Genomic DNA, 18,454 nt, shown 5'->3' on the forward strand with positions numbered 1-18,454 from the left:
GGTTAAAAAACTACAGGGATGCCAGAGGGATAACTAACAAAAACCAACAGGAATTTACGAAAACCAAACAGCCCGATGTTACCTTTCTGGCTCATCTTCCTGTACCAGCTTTTCCCGGATTTTTAGCTCCTCCAGGTCAATCAGGGAGAGATGCTTCCGAATCAAATCTTCATCAAAATCAGTTTGACGATTTATCTCGCTGAGCCAGGTTCGCTGCTGCTGCAACAGTTCCAGGTAGGTACGCTGGTAATCACCGAGGGCGTTTGAATTACCCGCTCCTCCTGCTTTTTGATCGAGCCCTGCTAAATCAATGGTCAGCCGTTCGGACAGGTTGGTTAGATAGGGAGTAGAAAGACCGGTTTTCTCCAGAAACTGAAGTGATTTCCGACTTATCGTCTGTCGGATGATAAGCTCCTGCTGTTGTTCCGGAACCACGGCAGGATCGGCTTCCAGCTTCAGTTTCCGGATCAGCCAGGGAAGCGTTAATCCCTGAAAAACCAGCGTGGCCAGAATGACAATGAAGGTGATGAAAAGAATCAGATTCCGGAGGGGAAATGCTTCTCCTTCCCGGATGACCAGCGGTATGGAAATGGCCGCAGCCAGCGATACAACGCCCCGCATACCAGCCCAACCCAGAATAAGCGGATTCTTCCAGCCCGGATTTGATTCGGCTACGGTGATAAACCGGCTGGCAATGCGGGTGAAATAGGACGCGCCGATGGTACAAAGCAGCCGGGTTGCTATCAGTACCAGCGAAATAACCAGTCCGTACCCGATGGCGGTGCTTAGGCTGATTGTACCAAGTTGCTGAACGATAGAGGGCAATTGAAGGCCAATGAGCATGAAAACCAATCCATTCAGTACAAAGACAAAGCTGCCCCACACATTCACACTCTGAATCCGGCTCTGGTAGGTCAGCAGGCTTTGTCGCTTACTGGATAGTAGTAACCCCCCGCTGACTACGGCCAGTACCCCTGAAAAATGAAAATGCTCGGCTGCGTAATACATGCAATAGGGCGTCACCAGCGTCAGCACGATGTCAATACTGGGGGTGGTTGGCAGCCAGCGATGAACGATGTAGAAAAGCACCCCGACCAGTAAGCCGATGCTGATGCCCATCAAAACAACCAGCAGGAAACTAGTCGCGGCTTCCGACGCCTGAAATTGCCCGGTGATCACGGCCGCCAGGGCAAACCGGAATACAATGAGCGACGATGCATCGTTAAGCAGGCTTTCACCCTCGGCAATACTCACCAGGGGCTTGGGTACGTTTACCTGCCGCATGATGGTGGTTGCCGATATGGCATCGGGTGGTGAAATAATACCACCTAAAAGAAAGCCCAACGACAGCGTAAAACCCGGAATGAGGGCATGGGATACCAGCGCAATGACACACGAGGTAACGATGACGATAGGAAAGGCAAAACTGGTGATTACCCGTCGCCACCGCCAGAATTCTTTCCATGAAACCTGCCAGGCCGCTTCGTAGAGCAGCGGAGGGAGGAAAATCAGAAACACCAGGTCAGGGCTGATGGTGATCTGCGAAAATTCGTCCGTCAAACTCAGGGCCAGCCCCCCCAATACCAGCACAATGGGGTAAGCCAGGCGCAGCTTGTTGGCAACCATGACCAGCGCCAGAATTATCAGAATTAAAACGATGTAGTCAATAAACAAGTGCTGCATGAGGATATTATGGTTCGTTTACAACGCCAAAGCCCGGCACTTGCCAGGGCGTTTCGCGTTGTATATCGCTACTCTGATTGGGGCTATTCGTCTACTTTTTCTTACGGGAGCAGCTTGATTTTTGCAACCACCCGGCCACTTCCGTTTCAGCGGCTTTGGCTGTTTTGCCTTCCATAACGAACAGACTCCGTCTCGTTCAATGTCGCCTTTCAGGGATAACTCTTCCAGTATGGTACTGTTTGGGCAAACCTATCCCATAACCAGCATTCCTGTTGACAACGACCTGAAACGAATTACGGCGTAGACCCGACAGATAAAACTCCGCGACGTACGCACCTGTAACCGTAGGAGGATAGGTTGAGATACCCTGTCAGCTAATGGGAAGGGATCAGAACTCTCCAACTAAAATCATGACCTGTTTTCAACACAACTCAATGGGGCGAATCACCTGTTTCTTACTGTAATGATCATTCGCTGATACGTAGTGAGTGATGGTGTTCCGGTATCAACGGCTTCAAGAACAAGGTGAATCGTTTGCCCCGCCGTTGCATCTTTAGGAATAAGCACTTCGGTTTGCAATGAATCAGGATGTAGGATGGCTACTTTGTTAGGATAGCTTCCCACCTGAAATTGCCACCACTTGATTGACACGGCATTGCCGTCCGGATCGGATACGGCTCCATTTACCCGTATTTTTTCTCCCGCCGAGGCCAATACAGTTAAAGGACCTTCAATTTTTACAATTGGTTCATGGTTTGCATTCGCATAGGCAGGAGTGACCGACCAGTTAAGTCGAGCCGCAAAATCACGCTGGGCTTGCGGAAAGAAATCAGGGTAGGCCAATTCGGTTGCACTTTTGTTTGTCTGGTTATTTGACGTACTCAGCGAGGTTGCCATTGCGCTAGCACTAGTATCCTGTACAGCCGAGAATAAAGAACTAGTCGTCATGTCCCGGTTGACAGGCTCGCGACCGCCCCAGCCCCCGTAGGTGCCTGCTTCATACGCGCGCAAGCCATTTCCCAGCATATTCATAAACGTATGGTCGTCACCTTCTCCCAGCCAGGAGCCTTTGGGTTGTACAGGCATCCATACGATATAGCCCATTTTTTTGAGTTCATCATTGGTGTAGCCAGTCAGGCCAAAATAATCCAGTTTATCGCCTTTTACCATCTGTTTGCCATCCCCCCAAACACGGTATAAGGCACCTAAAGGTCCACGATCCCGTACATTCTCTTTCATCCAGGATGCGGTCAGATACATAGCATTTTCCGGCTTGGCTCCCAACTGCGCCCCGTAGGCATAATTAGGTCCACCCCTGAACTGCCGGTACTCCATATCTGGCCAGTTCGGTTTGATATAGGTGGCGTAGGTATCATCCTGATCGCCGGAGGGCAGTAGCACTACTTTTCGCGATAGTTTCTTTTTAAGAGATTCCCATTCCGTTGTGTATTCAAATTGCTCTTGTATTGACTTGAGCGCCCGGGCAATCGTGCTCTGTCCGCCCCAGGCTGTAATAAAGAGTGGTCCGGGCTTATCATCGAGCATCAGCGCTTTGATCAAATCTGAACCCGGTGTGTTTTTAGAGATATCACCATCAAATTCAATGTTGCCATACCGGATTTTTGACTGTAGTTCAGCCGGGGAAGGATACCTGGAATTATGCACCCTCAGGTTCGGGTATACTTTCGCATACGCATCAACGGCATCATGAATGAAGCGTTCGTCTTTAGCCCACCGCCAGGATTCACAGGGACACAGGTTCAAGCCAAACCGGTTGTATTCCCTGCCAGGGACAAACCACTTTGTTCCCTTGCCATCGCCTGTCCAATGAAATTGACTACTGGCGTAGATAAGTCCTTCCACGTTCAGATCGCTACTGTAGAGTAGAAAACGAATCAGTGAGTTGTTGTCATCGAGTTCAGGATCAGCCGTCACCACAATGCGTGGCCGAAGCCGTTGACCAGGCGTTTGCGCCCCGGCACGATTTACGAAGAGACACAGGAGGAGTAGTCCGAATCCATACAGGCGGACATTTTGCAGAAAACCACGGTGGTGTGAACGCATTAATTTTAGGGTTTGTGTACCGGACCAAGCTTGGTCTTGACTTGTACCAGTATAGGGGAGATTTTTTAGGCGGCTATTAACGAAGTGTAAAAATAAGATTCCTGTTGAATGATGCCTACCCGGCCTAGGCAGGATATGCTATCCAGGAGTAAAAAAGCCTGTAAATTAATCTGCACTAAGCCTGTGCGACTACTACGACTTATGAATACTATTGATTTAATTTTACGCCTTATTTTTACCCTATGAATCAACAACGCCTTATTTTATCCAGCCCGCTGCTGGAGATTGTGGTAAGCCGATTGGCGCAGGAGCTGATTGAAAAGCATCAGAATTTTGCTGATACCGTATTGCTGGGCATGCAGCCGCGCGGCATCTACTTCGCTGACCGTATTGGGCGGGAACTTAACCGGACGCTGGGTCATGATGTACCCCTGGGTTACCTGGACGCCACCTTTTACCGTGACGACTTTCGCAGACGCGATTCGCCCCTGCGCCCAAACACGACCCACGTTCCATTCGTGATCGAAAATAAGCGCGTTATCCTGATCGATGATGTATTGGCTACGGGCCGGATGGTCAGGGCTGCCCTTGACGCCATGACCGCTTTTGGCCGACCGCGCAAGGTGGAGCTGATGGTCCTCATCGATCGGCGTTACAACCGCGATCTACCCATCAAACCGGATTATACCGGTAAGCGCGTCAACACGATCGAGTCCCAGCGGGTACTGGTCGAGTGGACTGAGCAGGGGGCCGAAGCCGACCGGATCTGGCTTGTTGGCTAGCCAGCGATTACGCTCGCTAAAAAAATAGTGCAGTTTCAATAGGGGATAGTGACATTCGACTGGTCATACGTAAAAATATGGTTTGCTTCTGCCTACCTTGGCGAACCGTATCTTATTTATGAAGACATTACTACGTCCTTTCCTCTCTTTAATTTTAACCGGTAGTCTCTTTGCGCTTAGTAATAAGACCCATGCACAGGCTCTCTACACCATAACGGGTCTGGTAACCGATGCCCATACGGGCGAGCCGGTTCCCTTTGCGAGTGTAGCGCTGGTAGGCCGCCGGGTGGGTACACTTTCCGATGAGAATGGCCGATATGCATTGACCATAAAGAACCTGACCGATTCGCTGGCAGTCAGTTCCCTTGGCTACCTAACCCTGCGCCACGCTATCGACAAGGAGCGGATGACGCAGGCCATCGATTTTAAGCTTAGTCCCGGTGGTAATGCCTTGCAGGAAGTGATCGTGCGGGCAGGCGAGAACCCAGCGTTTAGGGTACTCCGTCAGGTTCGTAAAAATCGCCTGCTCAACGACCGCAGCAGACTCTCGGCCTACGAGTGTGACAGCTACGTCAAAACAGAAATTGCCCTTAGTCACGTTTCGGAAAAAATGCGCCGGAATCCGCTGATCCGACGCATCAATGAAGCCATGAGCCAGCAGGATTCCCTGCTCGATGATGAAGGCCACCGTCTGCTGCCCATGCTGGCGTCCGAATCGGTATCCCGGTATTATTCCCGCAGCAATCCACAACGCCTTCGCGAAGAAATCCGCAAAACCCGTATCAAGGGGGTAGCCGTGGACGATGCGGGCCTGAGCTCACAGCTGCTGGGTGGTACGGGCCTCGTCAATCAAAACTTCTATAATAACTACATCCCGATTCTGGGTAAAGATTTTGCTTCGCCTACCGGCGACAACTGGAAGAACTGGTATGAATTCTTTCTGGCCGATACAACGCAGATTGGCGACCGGATCTGCTACGAAATCCAGTTCGACCCCAAACGACCGGAAGACCTTGCGTTTGTGGGTAAAGTCTGGATCGATACCCTGTCGTTCGCCCTTTGCCAGATCGAAGCGCATATTGGTAGCGGGGCCAACCTGAATTATGTCCGTCGACTAACCATTGAGCAGGAACTCGAACCCACCCTTGACTCGGCCTCCGGCTCCAGTACCACAACGGGCTGGCTGCCGGTGAGTTTGCGGCTTATGGCCGATCTGGTTGGCGTAGGTAAGCAGTCGCTTGGGATGCGGGCACAGGTTACCCTGCATAACAGCAACATCCTCGTGAACCGCCCTCGTCCGGTGGGCTTCTACGATCAGCCTATCGAACTGAGCGATACCGTGGCTACTACCAATGACCGGTACTGGAACATGGTTCAGCGGGAGCTGGCCGGCACCGATTCGCTTAACCACAACGACCGAAAAGCCCGCCAGCTGATCGATTCATTACGGCAGATTCCGGTCGTTCGGACTGCCGAAGCCATTGATGAAGTGGCCGTAACGGGATTCTACAAACTGGGCGGTGTCGAACTGGGGCCGTATCCGTATCTGTTCGCCTATAACTCGGTAGAGGGGTTACGGACGCGGCTGGGCTTTCGAACCAATGACCGGTTTAGTCGTTCGTGGATTCTACGTGGTTATGTTGCCTACGGAACGCTGGACCATCGCTTCAAATATGGGGCTGAAATCGACTACCTGCTGTCGCGCCGGCACTGGACCCTGTTGGGTGGTCGTATGTCGAGCGATCTGGAGCGGCTGGGCCTGACGCCCGAACTCATCGGCGGCAACCGCATGTTCTACGCCCTCAGTCGGTTTGGTCGATACCGGGGTGCCTATCAGCGTGTTCAGCGGGAAGTGTTTTTCATGACAGAGCCTGTTAAAGGTATACTGATTACGACCACCTTGGGTAGTCGTAGTTTCCAGCCTCTTTTCCCCTTTCAATACCGCGTTGAGCCTGATTTGGGGGATCAGTCGCCCCTGCGCTCCACTATAATGGATATGTACTGGTCTATCGAAGCCCGGCTGGCCCGTAAGGAGAAGTATGTGATGGACGGAAATGACCGGATTACGCTCGGCACCAAACGTGCGCCCGTCCTTACCATCCGCTACACGCGGGGAGCCCGGACACTGGGCAGCGACTACAGCTACAGCCGGATTACCCTGCGGGCGCAACAGATGCTTCGGCTGGGGCCACTTGGGCAGATGACCTACCTGCTGGCTGCCGGGTATACCCCGTCTACACTGCCTGCCCCGTTGCTCTTTCCGCATGTTGGCAATCCAACGCCCCTGCTTACGATAAACACCTTTAACCGGATGCAGTTCTATGAGTTTGTCAGCGATCGGTTTGTCGCCATTCATATCCAGCATAAGTTTGAAGGGCTGCTTTTCAACCGCCTTCCGGGTATACGGAAACTGAACTGGCGGCTGGTCGCCAATGCCGACGCGCTCTGGGGTAGTGAAACCCGCGCTAACCGGGCTGTCGAAACATTTAAGCCGATGCCCGATGGCCTCAAACCCATACACATCGGTTCGCTCAACGGGCGGATTCCTTACGTTGAACTGGGCTATGGTATCGACAATATTTTCAAGATCTTTCGCATCCAGGGCATTCACCGGCTAACCTATCTGGGGGCTGGCAGCAATGGATTACCCATCGATAAATTTGTGGTCAAAGGGTCGGCATCGTTTAGTTTCTAGCACCGCTGTCAATCATTTCGGGATGGGTTGAGTTATCAATAAAACCTTGATTGATTCATCCGCTTATGTCCCTTGTTGCTCCCGTTACCGTCCAAAAAATCAACGGCGAAACGTTTTCCGAAGCGCCTGACCTGCTGGCTGTTGAAGAGCCGCTTGAAATTAGACTGGGCTTTGGCCCTATCCATGACCGGCAGCAGCGGCCTGTATCGGTGACGATGCGGACGCCGGGAAACGACGACGAACTGGCTATGGGCTTTTTATTTACCGAAGGCATCATTCATCAGCCTTCGGATGTAGTTTCCTGCCGCCATTGTGTGCAGGATGCCCACAAAGAAGGGAACGTGATTCGGGTAGAGCTGCATCCCGATGTCGTCGTCGACTGGTCGAGATTATCCCGAAACACCTTCACGTCATCGAGTTGCGGGTTGTGTGGGAAAGCCACGATCGAGTCGGTCATGGCTATTTCGCCGGGACCGCTTTCGTCCGATCTGGCCGTTGAACCAGTTATGCTGCATGGCTTATCGAGCCGGGTTCGGGAAGTTCAGCGGGCGTTTGCCTATACCGGAGGCATCCACGCTGCCGCGCTTTTCGACGCCGATGGTACGTTGCAACTGGTGCGCGAAGACATCGGTCGACATAATGCGCTCGACAAACTTATTGGGGCTGCATTCTGGCAAAACTGGTTGCCACTCAGCCAGTCAGGCATATTTCTGAGCGGCCGCATCGGTGTTGAACTGGTGCAGAAAAGCTGGCTGGCGGGTGTGCCATTGCTGGCTGCTGTGGGTGCTCCGTCGAGTCTGGCCGTGCAGATGGCACAGGAAGCGGGTATGACGCTGGCGGGTTTCGTCCGCGACGGGCGCTTCAACCTGTACAGTGGGGCACAGCGCGTATGTCCTGTAGCACAGACTACATAGACACATCCGGCGGGACAAGCATAGTAACGGCACCGGGCCTGATGCGGGCGTCGAGTCGGGTGATGCGTCCCCGGTATTCGCCGTCGATCTGAAAATAGGCCCGCCGGTGCGTTTCAATCGTGACCGATGTGGCCGGGATGATTTCGATGTATTTGGGGTCGAAGGGTCTGTAGCGCCAGAATAACTTTATAATTCCCCATAGATGCATACGGCGGAAAATGACCACCTCGAACCGTCCATCCGACAGGTCGCCATCAGGATTGATGACAGCACCGGTACCGTACATACGGGCATTGGCCAGCACAATCATAAACGCAATGCGCTGGATACATTCTTCGCCTGTATCGATCTCGACCCGCAACTGCCGCCGTTTGCGGAGCGTCTTCAGAACACTCCGGAAATAACCAAACATGCCGCGCCAGTTATTTTTTTCGTAATAGCGTACCACCTGCGCGTTCAGACCGATATCGCTCAGGTGCAAACATATATCATTGTCATTGATAGCAATCAGGTCTACCGCTTTCAACTTGCCGTTGACAACAACGTCCAGGCTCTCCTGAATAGCGGCCGGAATGCCCAGTTCACGGGCCATGCCGTTGGCCGATCCGGCCGGCAAAATACCAAGCGGTATGCCGGTATCGACAAGCTGTTCGGCAACGATCTTGAGTGTGCCATCGCCCCCCACGGCTACAACACGGTCGGGCTTAAGCTCGTCAATAGCCTGGCTTACTATCTGGGCGTCGGTTTTGCCATCCAGATAGCGTAGTTCCGCTACATGCGTTGAGTTGGCGAAGTAATTCTTGATACCCATTGTCCAGTCGGTTTTACCTTTCCCGCCTGAAACAGGATTGATCGCAAATAAAAATGTCAACTTATGAGCTGTTTATGTGTTGTAAATGGCGACTGCTGACAGAACGGTAGGATACCTGAACGACCAGCATTGTATTATAACGAAAATCAGGGCATGAAGGGTAAGCTTAAACATTATTTGTTAACATGGTTACGGCTGACCAATCGACCAACGGTAAAGGTATACCGTGGTTTTGGTAATACTACCGAACTCACGATCCATGGGAGTGTGTTTCGCCGAAGTGCCCTGTCACGAAAAAAATACCGCCAGAATAAATGGCTTAATCTCCTGGCGGTCGTTCGGCTGTTTATGGTGCGTCCCTATCCGCAGGCCACGGTTCGGGTGCAGTATGGCACCCAAACGGCCGACACCCTATCGGATGACGATGGATACTTCCGGTTTAGTCTGCCGCTGGATCAGCCGCTGCTGCCCGGCTGGCATCCGGTTAGTGCGCAACTGGTTTCAGAAACGATCACGAAAAAAACGGTGCTGGCCGAAGGGACGGGGGAGGTGCTGGTGCCTCACCCGACACAGCTTGCCTGTATCTCCGATATTGATGATACCTTCCTGATTTCGCATTCGTCTACCATCCTCAAGCGAATGAAAGTACTGCTGACGCGCAATGCCCACAGCCGTAAACCCTTTGAGGGCGTGGTGGCCCATTACCAGTTGCTGGCTGAAGCGAACAGCGGGTCTGACAAGACCAATGCATTTTTCTATGTGTCGAGCAGCGAGTGGAACCTCTATGACTATATTCTGGACTTCTCGAAAAAGAATGGCCTTCCCGATGGGGTGTATTTATTAAGTCAGCTCAAGCAGTTGAAAGGGTTGCTGAAAACCGGGCAAAACAAACACAAAACAAAGTTTACCCGTATCGTTCGACTACTGGAAACGTTTCCGGCTCAGCAGTTTATCCTCCTTGGCGACGATACGCAGGAAGACCCGGTTATCTACGCGTCGGTTGTTGAGCACTTCCCCGGCCAGATCCGGTGTGTTTACATCCGCCAGGTAAACGAAAAAAACAGGCTTGAAACGCAGGCCACGCTGAGCCGTATCCAGGCTGCGGGGGTGCCGTGCTGCTATTTCGCCCACAGTGCGGAAGCCCGTCAGCACTCGGTAGACAGCGGCTTTGTCGAGAGCTGAAGAGATGGGACCGGCCGTTGCGGTTTATTTCTTAACCGCCAGGATAAGGCCTGTGGACCAGTTCATCTTGGTCACCGCAAATTCGTCACTGGCTTCGAACCACTCGACCAGCCGGTCGGCCTTTTCACTATGACCGTCCGGCCAGTTCGGCTGAGGCAGCATGTCGTCGATCAAATAGATACCACCCACCTTCAGTAAGGCCAGCGCTTCGGTCAGGTGATTGTATTTGCCGGGCCAGGCGTCGGCAAAGATCAAGTCGACACTGGCGGTTGGCAAACTATCAATGATCGTTTCCCCGTTGGCCAGATGAATCGTCAGGCGCGGATCGGCACCAAGGTATTGGCGGGCAACGGCCAGTGGTTTTTCGTCATTGTCTACGGTGATCAGCGTTGAGTCGGCATGCATTCCATCGAGGAGCCAGCAGGTGGCCATACCCGTGCCGGTGCCTAATTCCAGAAACGTACCGTTGGGTTTGGTACCTGCCAGCATACGCAGCAACGAACCCGTCAGCTTATCGGAAGGCATTCCAAACTGTTGACGTACCGTTTCCTGCCATAGGACATCGTAACTGGCTGGCTCGTTGAGGTTGATCTGATCGTTTATCATCTGTAGCAATCCGACTTACTTGGTGGCTATGTAAAAGAAATCCAGGCTACCGGCTGGGTCATTGCTGACGAGGTAATCGGTATAATTGATTTCGGCGGCAATACCATCGGCCTGCAGGAGCCGGTTCCGGTTCAGTCGGTTCATCAGATCGTATGGGACCTGTAGTAGTCGGCGTGGCAGGCGATATTGCAGATTGAAAATATCGAAGCGGGTCAGCTTCTTAACGGATTCTTTATTCTGCTCGTAGTAAGTCATTACCTTACCGTTCCCGTGAATGCCCCGCGTGTTGACCGATGGGAAGTACTTTCCCATCAGCGCTTTGAGCCCATCGGCATAATATTCCCGAACGTGCCAGGGGTTGCGGGTCAGCGAGAATGATTTATTGACCGTAGTCAGCAGTAATTTGCCACCGGGTTTCAGCACCCGATGGGCTTCCCTGATAAACAGGTCGTCGTTCTGGATGTGTTCGATTACCTGAAACGTAACGATGTAATCGAACGTATTATCGGCCAGGGTGCTCAGGGGTGGTATGTTAGCTGCCAGGAAGGTAGCATTTCGGTATTCGGCGCTAAGTGCGTTGATGAGGTCTTCGTTCTTGTCGATACCGGTGTAGTGCGTGGCGGCTTTAGTGAGCAGTTCAAGCCCCCGGCCCCAGCCGCATCCGATTTCGAGCACGTTGCCGCTTACCAACTGAGCTGCTTCCATATAGGGGAACAACAGACGCTGGTGAACAGGGTTGTCCGACGCGATCTCGGCAGACGTTATTTCGGTGGTTTTATACATAGTCGGGAAGGATAATCGCTCACGTAGGCATGGAATACATAGAAAGTCATCCAATGCCCTGCCTATCCAGCATCTTATAGTTGCATTTCGGTTTGTAAAATTAGTCTTTTGCAGACCTAAAGAAAAATTGAGCCGCCTGCATAACCCGAACACGGCTGTTTTTTCGTTATTGATTAAACAGCGTTAACGTTTCCGTCGGCGGGTTTTCCTATCCGACCGTTTGTTCCTAAAACACGCAAGATCACCGTTTTTATGCGTATCGTTTATACTCTACTGCTACTAACCCTATTGGCGGCTTGCTCGTCGAATAAGAAAACCCAGCAGGCCCGCATCAATGCCGCTTATGATGCCCGTACCGAAGCTCAGCGCAACGCGCCCACATCGGCACAAGGCCCGGCAACGACACCAGCCGCTGCTCCGGGGGCATCGACCCGGCGCGATGGCGCTCGCGGGGATGCGTCATCGACGCCTGTTCGGCCGGATGGCCCCGCTGTCAGCACCGGCTCTGTGCCCTTGTCGAAGTCGGGCGGGGAGTGGGTCGTTACGTCGATAAAGGGTAAGTTTCTGGCAATCGATACCAGCACGGTTCGGGTCTACATGGACCTGACCGCCAAAACCCCCACGGGCGAAGCCGTTGTTAAGCCCACCGATTTTATCCAGCATTTTCTGGTAGCCTACGTCATGTATCCCGATTATAACAACCGGGAGCGGCTGGGTTATGGAAACGTTACGCTCACCGAGCAATCGGTTGGCCGGCAGGATGATCACCTGACGCTGACCTTCGATGTAAAACGGGGTAAAGACATTGCCAACACCATTCTGTTAACCGAAATCACCGAAATAAACACGGGTACGAAAGCGCGCAATGACCTGGCGCTGCGGTTCAAGTCGCCCAAATTGAGCGACCGCTTTACGTTGCTCGATGCGGGCGGCAAACAGCCTCAACTACGGAACTTCGCTAACGTAAACGATAAGGTCATCATTGGCGATGTGGCGGGTACGCATAAAACGCTGCTGGGGTTCCGTTATAAACATGAGTTCGACGCGGCCTCATCGCCCATGAATACGTCGGCCCGTCCGGTATCCAAATCGCTGACCATCGATTCGACACTGACCATTACAACCGGTGAGCCTTTTTCGCTGCCAAAAGAAGGTCTTTATTATTTTGTAGAAGACAGTACCGACGCCAGTGGTATTGGTTTGGTGGTAGCCGACAAGCGTTTTCCAAAAATGACGCGCCCCGAAAAGCTGATCAAGCCAGTGTTGTACATGAGCACCAGCACCGAAATCAGTGAACTGAACCAGGCCCAGGACACAAAAAAGGCATTCGACCGGTACTGGCTGAGTTTGATGGCCGGAAATGAGGACGTGGCCCGAAAAACGCTGAAGGCCTACTTTAATCGCGTGGAGGAAGCTAATCGGCTGTTTACCAGCTATAAAGAGGGTTGGAAGACCGACAAGGGCATGATCTATATTGTGCTGGGAGCGCCCGACCGGGTGCAGCGCAACCGGGAGCGGGAGGTATGGGTTTACAATCGCCGGGCCAGTGTGTCGGAGATAAACTTTACCTTTACCAAAAAACCGAATCAATTTGTCGAGGATCATTACGAACTGGTGCGCTATATTGAATACCAGCCCATTTGGTACCCGATAGTCGAAGCATGGAGAACCGGCGCAATCCGCGAGTAAATCGCCCCAATCAAAATCGCAGTTATAACAGCAAACCACAGTTCAGCCCCGGGCCGGACGAGATGGTATTTGGTATCCAGTCGGTGATCGAGACGTTGAAGTCCGATCAGCAGATCGATAAACTTTATATGGAAAAGGGGCTCAGCAACCCCGACATCCAGAATCTGGCTTTTCAGAACCGCGTAACTATCCAGCGTGTTCCCGTTGAACGGCTCGACCGGCTGACGCGTAAGAATCACCAGGGTGTGGTGTGCCTGATTGCGCAGGTTCAGTACGTGAAGCTGTCCAACGTTATCGCCGACGTTTTTGAACGGGGCGAAGTGCCGTTCTTTCTGCTTCTCGATCGCATCACCGATGTCCGGAACTTTGGGGCTATTGCCCGAACCGCCGAATGTACGGGTATTCAGTGTATCGTGATTCCTGGGCGGGGGGCGGCAGCCATTAACTCCGACGCCATGAAAACCTCATCGGGAGCGCTCAACCACATTTCCGTGTGCCGCGAACCGGACTTGACCGAAACCGTAAAGTATTTACAGGAATCGGGTGTTCAGGTTATCGCCTGTACCGAAAAATCGGCCCGCGACCTGTATGAGCGAACAACTGATCTGACCGGCCCGATGGCGATCATCATGGGCTCGGAAGAAGACGGTATCTCACCGGAACTGCTTCGGATGGTCGATAATCACGTGAAGATTCCTTTGCTGGGCGCCGTAGGATCGCTCAATGTATCGGTTGCTACGGGCGTGGTGTTGTACGAAGCGGTACGGCAGCGCAGTCAGGCGGCACCGGCTCAGTAGCCATTCCGGGAAACCTTACTAAACCCCCACCCGCAGGCAGTTGATGCACGGGTGGGGGTTTATTTGTGTAGGGTAAGCACCGGACAAATAGCAGGCTGGTCAGTATGTAGTGGTATGCCACCCCTGGTGTATCTTTGGGTATACACCTGATTGATTCAACCGATGAATTCAGCACCAGCCAATACCCGTATTCTCATCATTCTGGCCTTTGCCGCTATCTACCTTATCTGGGGATCGACTTTTCTGGCTATTGCCTGGGCTGTTGAAACGATACCACCATTTCTGATGATGGGGCTTCGGTTCTCGGTGGCGGGTCTGGTCATTTTCCTGTATGGTCTCCAGCGTAGCGGCAGGTCGATGCCCTCGGGCCAGCAGTGGTTCTGGGGCGCTGTTGCCGGTATACTGATGATCCTGATCGATTACGGATCACTCAGCTGGGCCGAGCAGTATGTGCCATCGGGCGTTGCGTCGGTGGTGCTGGCCACGACGCCCATCTGGCTGGTGCTGTTCGATGGTCAGCAGCGATCGCAGTTATTGACCAGCAAAACACTGGCGATCGGGATTATTGCCGGGCTGGCCGGGGTATGGCTTATTTTCTGGAGCAGTCGTCAGGCGGTTCCATTGACGGGCATTGCTGAATCGAGGTACATACAGGGCATGGTCGCTTTACTTATCGCTTCCCTGAGCTGGGCGGTAGGGACACTGCTGTACCGGGATCGTAATACGGACGTGAATGTGCCCACGCGCATGGGGATGCAGATGCTGGTGGGTGGGAGCTTGTTACTGGTCACCAGCGGATTGGCAGGGGAGTGGCGTACGTTTTCGGTCGGGCAGGTATCGAGTACTTCCTGGCTTTCGCTGCTATACCTGATCACGCTGGGTACGCTGGTCGCTCATACGGCCTATTTGTGGCTGCTACAGGTACAGCCTCCGGCGCTGGTTGGCACCTATGCCTACGTCAATCCGGTCATTGCGTTGATGCTGGGCTGGTGGCTGGATGGCGAGCCACTCACGCTCGTTATTGGACTGGCTACACTTATCATTCTGGGAGCCGTTATCCTCATTAAACGTGCCTGAGCTGTTTCATGAAGGTGAGTGTTACCCATGTTCCGCAACTGATTCATCACGCTCAACGTGTGCGTATCAGGGAAGCTTCTCCCATAAAAAGGTGATGAGTTGGTCGAAGCGGGTATTGACACCTGGTGCGAGATTAGTTAATCCTTTTGCAGTAATCGACACCGTACGCTCAACACCATATAGGTTCGATACCTCGTCAATGGCCTGACCATTACCGTCAATAAGCCACCAGGCTGCTTCTACTACAACTTGCTGACCGCTACGAGGCCAAAAAATCTCATAGGCGTGTTCAATTTGGTTATACCGTCAGCCCGGTTTCCTGGTGTTACTATAATCAAAGAAAGAAATTGGTTGACTTAGGGACAAATTCGCGGAGGGTCATCAGACGTGGCTATACACCGGTCTAGTTGCGGTGCAGTTAAAATATACCCCTATAAAACTACCCACGTCAACCGTTAAAATGCCCGTTTTTCAAACCATTGTGCGCCCTTGCCGGTTAAATTCATCAAGATGTTATTCTATAGAATTTATGGAAAATAACCCAACTGATACTGGCCAGAATGGCCATACGCCAACAGCCGAAACGACAAACGGCTCGCCAGAGAAAGCAGCCTTTGGCGCAACTGGTCTGCAATCGAACGACCAACCCATTGATCAAACCTTAACGACTCGCCAGGGTCATCCGCTTACCCACAACCAGAATGTTCGTACGGTAGGTAGCCGGGGGCCAACCACACTGGAAAATTATCCGTTCCTCGAAAAGATCAGCCATTTCGACCGGGAACGGATTCCGGAGCGGGTTGTTCACGCGCGCGGGGCTGGTGCTCATGGCGTTTTTGAAGCGTACGGTACCGTGGGCGATGAGCCTGTTTCGACGTATACCCGCGCTAAATTGTTCCAGCAGAAGGGTAAAGAAACGCCCGTTTTCGTCCGGTTCTCGTCGGTAATTCACGGCGGGCACTCACCCGAGACCCTACGTGATCCGCGTGGTTTTGCCGTTAAGTTTTATACCGAAGACGGTAACTGGGATTTGGTTGGTAATAACCTGAAGGTGTTCTTTATTCGGGACGCGATGAAATTTCCTGATCTGGTCCATGCTTTTAAACCCGATCCGATAACGAACCGGCAGGATGGTGAGCGTATTTTTGATTTTATCAGCAATACGCCCGATGCTATGCACATGATCACGTTTCTGTTCTCACCCTGGGGTATTCCGGCGAACTATCGGATGATGCAGGGTTCAGGCGTGAACACCTACAAATGGATAAACGAGGCTGGTGAAGGCGTACTTGTTAAATATCACTGGGAGCCTAAACAGGGAATCAAGAACCTGACGCAGGGTGAAGCAGAACAGATCCAGGCCAAGAACTTCAACCATGCTACCCAGGACCTGTACGACGCCATTGAAGCAGGTAACTTCCCACAATGGGAGTTGCTGGTACAGATCATGAGCGACGACGACCACCCTGAACTCGATTTCGATCCGCTTGACGACACGAAGTTGTGGCCACCCGATAAATTCCCCTGGTTACCGGTAGGCGTGATGACGCTTAACAAAAACCCCGAAAACTATTTCCACGAGGTTGAGCAGGTCGCCTTTGGCACCGGTGTTCTCGTAGACGGGCTGGACTTCTCGGACGACAAAATGTTGCAGGGCCGTACGTTTTCCTATTCGGATACGCAGCGGTATCGGGTAGGAACAAACTACCTGCAATTGCCGATCAACGCGCCCAAAAAACACGTTGCCACTAACCAGCGCGACGGGCAAATGGCGTACCTGGTCGACACGGCACCGGGTCAGAACCGCCATGTAAACTATGAGCCATCGTCGATGAACGGGCTTAAAGAAGCACCTAAGAAAGGTGCAGAACATACCCCTTACGTGGGCGGTAATCTGGTACGCCAGCCTATCGACCGCTTGAATAATTTTGGTCAGGCGGGCGAACGATACCGGACGTTCGAAGACTGGGAACGCGATGACCTGATCAGCAATCTGGTGTCTACGCTGGCACCAGCCAAGAAGCATATTCAGGATAAAATGGTCGAGCTGTTCACGCAGTGTGACGAAGAGTACGGTCGGCGTGTGCGCGAAGGTCTACAGCAGGTCGCAACCAGTGATGCGCAAAAGAAAGAGCAAGCTGTTCAACAGGCCGAAGAGCTGTCACACGAAGGACAGCCTTATTAACTAGGAAGTAGCTTACCCATAAAAATGTCCTGCAACGGCACGATCAGCCGTTGCAGGACATTTTGTCGTTATAATCCTCTTAATTAGCTCTCGATTTCTTACCACTAAAACGAACACCTACATTCTATGTCTTTTTACTCAACCCGACCCGAAGATTTACTCTTCGATGCGGCCCGCAAGGGGGATGTCGATTATGTAAAGGAACTCATCCTGGCTAAGGTTGATGTCAATATCACGGATGGCAAAGGTTTCACGCCGTTGATTATTGCTGCCTATGACGGCCATCTCGAAACGGCAAAAGCCCTGCTGAGCGCCAAGGCCGATGTGAATGTCCAGGACGTCAGTGGCAATACGGCACTGATGGGCGTTAGTTTTAAGGGCTACGTCGACGTAGCCCGTATGCTGATCGAGTACGGCGCTGACCTTGATATTCAGAATGGTAATGGGGGGACGGCGTTGATGTTTGCCACCTTATTCGGACGGAACCAGATGGTGAAACTGTTGCTCGAATACGGTGCTAATGCAGGTATACGGGATGTTCGGGGTTTAACGGCCCTTGATCTGGCCGTTCAGCAGGGTAACGAAGAAGCCATGCCGCTTCTACAAAATCGTTGATTAGGTTCGGCTCTAACGAAAAAGCCATGAACAGTCGCCAGTCCGGCTTATGTTCATGGCTTTTCTCGTAGCGGTCAAGCCGTTGAAAAGTTGTATTACGCAGACTTCTTGGTCGACGACTTGGTGCTTTTGCTGGTGCTGCTTTTCTTGCTGCTGCTAGCCTTCTTAGCCGGGCTACCATCGAGCGAGTTGATCCATACAGCCAGTTTCATCGCATCTTCCTTTGGAACCTGCTTCATAGGTGCCATTGGAGGATAACCAGGCCAGTGGCTTGGAACCGGATTATAGATCAGGTTCACGATCTCCTCGTTCGAGTATTTCTTCTTAGCCACGTCGGCATAAGCCGGTCCAACTAAACGCTGATTGGGGCGGTGGCAGGCAATACAGGTATATTTGCTCATCAACGCGTTCATATCTGCTGGAATGTCAGAAGCAGGTGCCTGTGCATTTACGTTGAACGAGGCCACAGTCAGTGCAACCGTAGCAAGGAGGAATCCAAACGATTTTTTCATGTGAATCGGGTAAGCGATTGATTGGTAAAAAAACTAAATAGGTCTTGGGCAAACATACA

General features: G+C 52.3%; 15 protein-coding genes. 9 read left to right on the plus strand and 6 right to left on the minus strand.

From position 1 onward, the window contains the following. Positions 1-78: 78 nt before the first annotated feature. Together FH603_RS15815 and FH603_RS15820 are read right to left on the minus strand one after the other, a co-directional pair. Entirely contained in the window at positions 79-1,683 is a 1,605-nt protein-coding gene (locus FH603_RS15815) for a Na+/H+ antiporter (RefSeq protein WP_186738508.1), read from the minus strand. Between the two features lie 444 nt (positions 1,684-2,127). Further along, the gene (locus tag FH603_RS15820) at positions 2,128-3,747 is read right to left on the minus strand and encodes a DUF1593 domain-containing protein (protein WP_186738509.1); all 1,620 of its coding nucleotides are present in this window, start codon (positions 3,745-3,747) and stop codon (positions 2,128-2,130) included. 242 nt (positions 3,748-3,989) lie between these two features. On the opposite strand from FH603_RS15820, the gene pyrR reads away from it, so the two are divergent. From pyrR to fdhD, 3 genes are all read left to right on the plus strand, one after another. Next, positions 3,990-4,529, plus strand: coding sequence for a bifunctional pyr operon transcriptional regulator/uracil phosphoribosyltransferase PyrR (gene pyrR / locus FH603_RS15825; RefSeq protein WP_186738510.1), 540 nt, complete (start codon positions 3,990-3,992; stop codon positions 4,527-4,529). Between the two features lie 118 nt (positions 4,530-4,647). Beyond that, the gene (locus FH603_RS15830; RefSeq protein WP_186738511.1) at positions 4,648-7,224 is read left to right on the plus strand and encodes a DUF5686 and carboxypeptidase-like regulatory domain-containing protein; all 2,577 of its coding nucleotides are present in this window, start codon (positions 4,648-4,650) and stop codon (positions 7,222-7,224) included. 65 nt (positions 7,225-7,289) lie between these two features. Further along, positions 7,290-8,138, plus strand: coding sequence for a formate dehydrogenase accessory sulfurtransferase FdhD (fdhD, locus tag FH603_RS15835; RefSeq protein WP_186738512.1), 849 nt, complete (start codon positions 7,290-7,292; stop codon positions 8,136-8,138). Here the strand turns inward: fdhD and FH603_RS15840 are convergent. Further along, the gene (locus tag FH603_RS15840) at positions 8,131-9,009 is read right to left on the minus strand and encodes a diacylglycerol/lipid kinase family protein (protein WP_186738513.1); all 879 of its coding nucleotides are present in this window, start codon (positions 9,007-9,009) and stop codon (positions 8,131-8,133) included. The genes fdhD and FH603_RS15840 overlap by 8 nt on opposite strands. A 207-nt stretch (positions 9,010-9,216) precedes the next feature. Here FH603_RS15840 and FH603_RS15845 point away from each other — a divergent pair, with 207 nt between their 5' ends. Continuing rightward, positions 9,217-10,131: an App1 family protein phosphatidate phosphatase gene (locus FH603_RS15845; protein ID WP_317171189.1), complete on the plus strand. Its 915-nt coding sequence runs from the start codon at positions 9,217-9,219 to the stop codon at positions 10,129-10,131. Positions 10,132-10,155: 24 nt separating this feature from the next. On the opposite strand, the gene FH603_RS15850 is transcribed toward FH603_RS15845, so the two are convergent. Continuing rightward, positions 10,156-10,737: an O-methyltransferase gene (locus tag FH603_RS15850; RefSeq protein WP_186738515.1), complete on the minus strand. Its 582-nt coding sequence runs from the start codon at positions 10,735-10,737 to the stop codon at positions 10,156-10,158. Positions 10,738-10,752: 15 nt separating this feature from the next. Next, positions 10,753-11,520, minus strand: a complete 768-nt coding sequence (locus FH603_RS15855) for a class I SAM-dependent methyltransferase (protein WP_186738516.1) — start codon at positions 11,518-11,520, stop codon at positions 10,753-10,755. A 252-nt stretch (positions 11,521-11,772) separates the two neighbouring features. On the opposite strand from FH603_RS15855, the gene FH603_RS15860 reads away from it, so the two are divergent. From FH603_RS15860 to FH603_RS15880, 5 genes are all read left to right on the plus strand, one after another. Then, positions 11,773-13,209, plus strand: coding sequence for a GWxTD domain-containing protein (locus tag FH603_RS15860; protein ID WP_186738517.1), 1,437 nt, complete (start codon positions 11,773-11,775; stop codon positions 13,207-13,209). After that, positions 13,182-14,006, plus strand: a complete 825-nt coding sequence (rlmB, locus tag FH603_RS15865; protein WP_186738518.1) for a 23S rRNA (guanosine(2251)-2'-O)-methyltransferase RlmB — start codon at positions 13,182-13,184, stop codon at positions 14,004-14,006. The genes FH603_RS15860 and rlmB overlap by 28 nt, the downstream gene beginning before the upstream one ends. A 162-nt stretch (positions 14,007-14,168) precedes the next feature. Then, the gene (locus tag FH603_RS15870; protein WP_186738519.1) at positions 14,169-15,083 is read left to right on the plus strand and encodes an EamA family transporter; all 915 of its coding nucleotides are present in this window, start codon (positions 14,169-14,171) and stop codon (positions 15,081-15,083) included. A gap of 529 nt (positions 15,084-15,612) precedes the next feature. Beyond that, entirely contained in the window at positions 15,613-17,268 is a 1,656-nt protein-coding gene (locus tag FH603_RS15875) for a catalase (protein WP_186738520.1), read from the plus strand. Between the two features lie 126 nt (positions 17,269-17,394). After that, positions 17,395-17,883: an ankyrin repeat domain-containing protein gene (locus FH603_RS15880; protein WP_186738521.1), complete on the plus strand. Its 489-nt coding sequence runs from the start codon at positions 17,395-17,397 to the stop codon at positions 17,881-17,883. Positions 17,884-17,978: 95 nt separating this feature from the next. Here the strand turns inward: FH603_RS15880 and FH603_RS15885 are convergent, their stop codons facing one another. Next, positions 17,979-18,395 (minus strand): c-type cytochrome, encoded by a 417-nt coding sequence (locus FH603_RS15885; protein ID WP_186738522.1) that lies wholly within the window; start codon positions 18,393-18,395, stop codon positions 17,979-17,981. Positions 18,396-18,454 lie beyond the last annotated feature (59 nt).

Source organism: Spirosoma utsteinense (genome assembly GCF_014282275.1).
GTDB classification, from domain to species: domain Bacteria; phylum Bacteroidota; class Bacteroidia; order Cytophagales; family Spirosomataceae; genus Spirosoma; species Spirosoma utsteinense.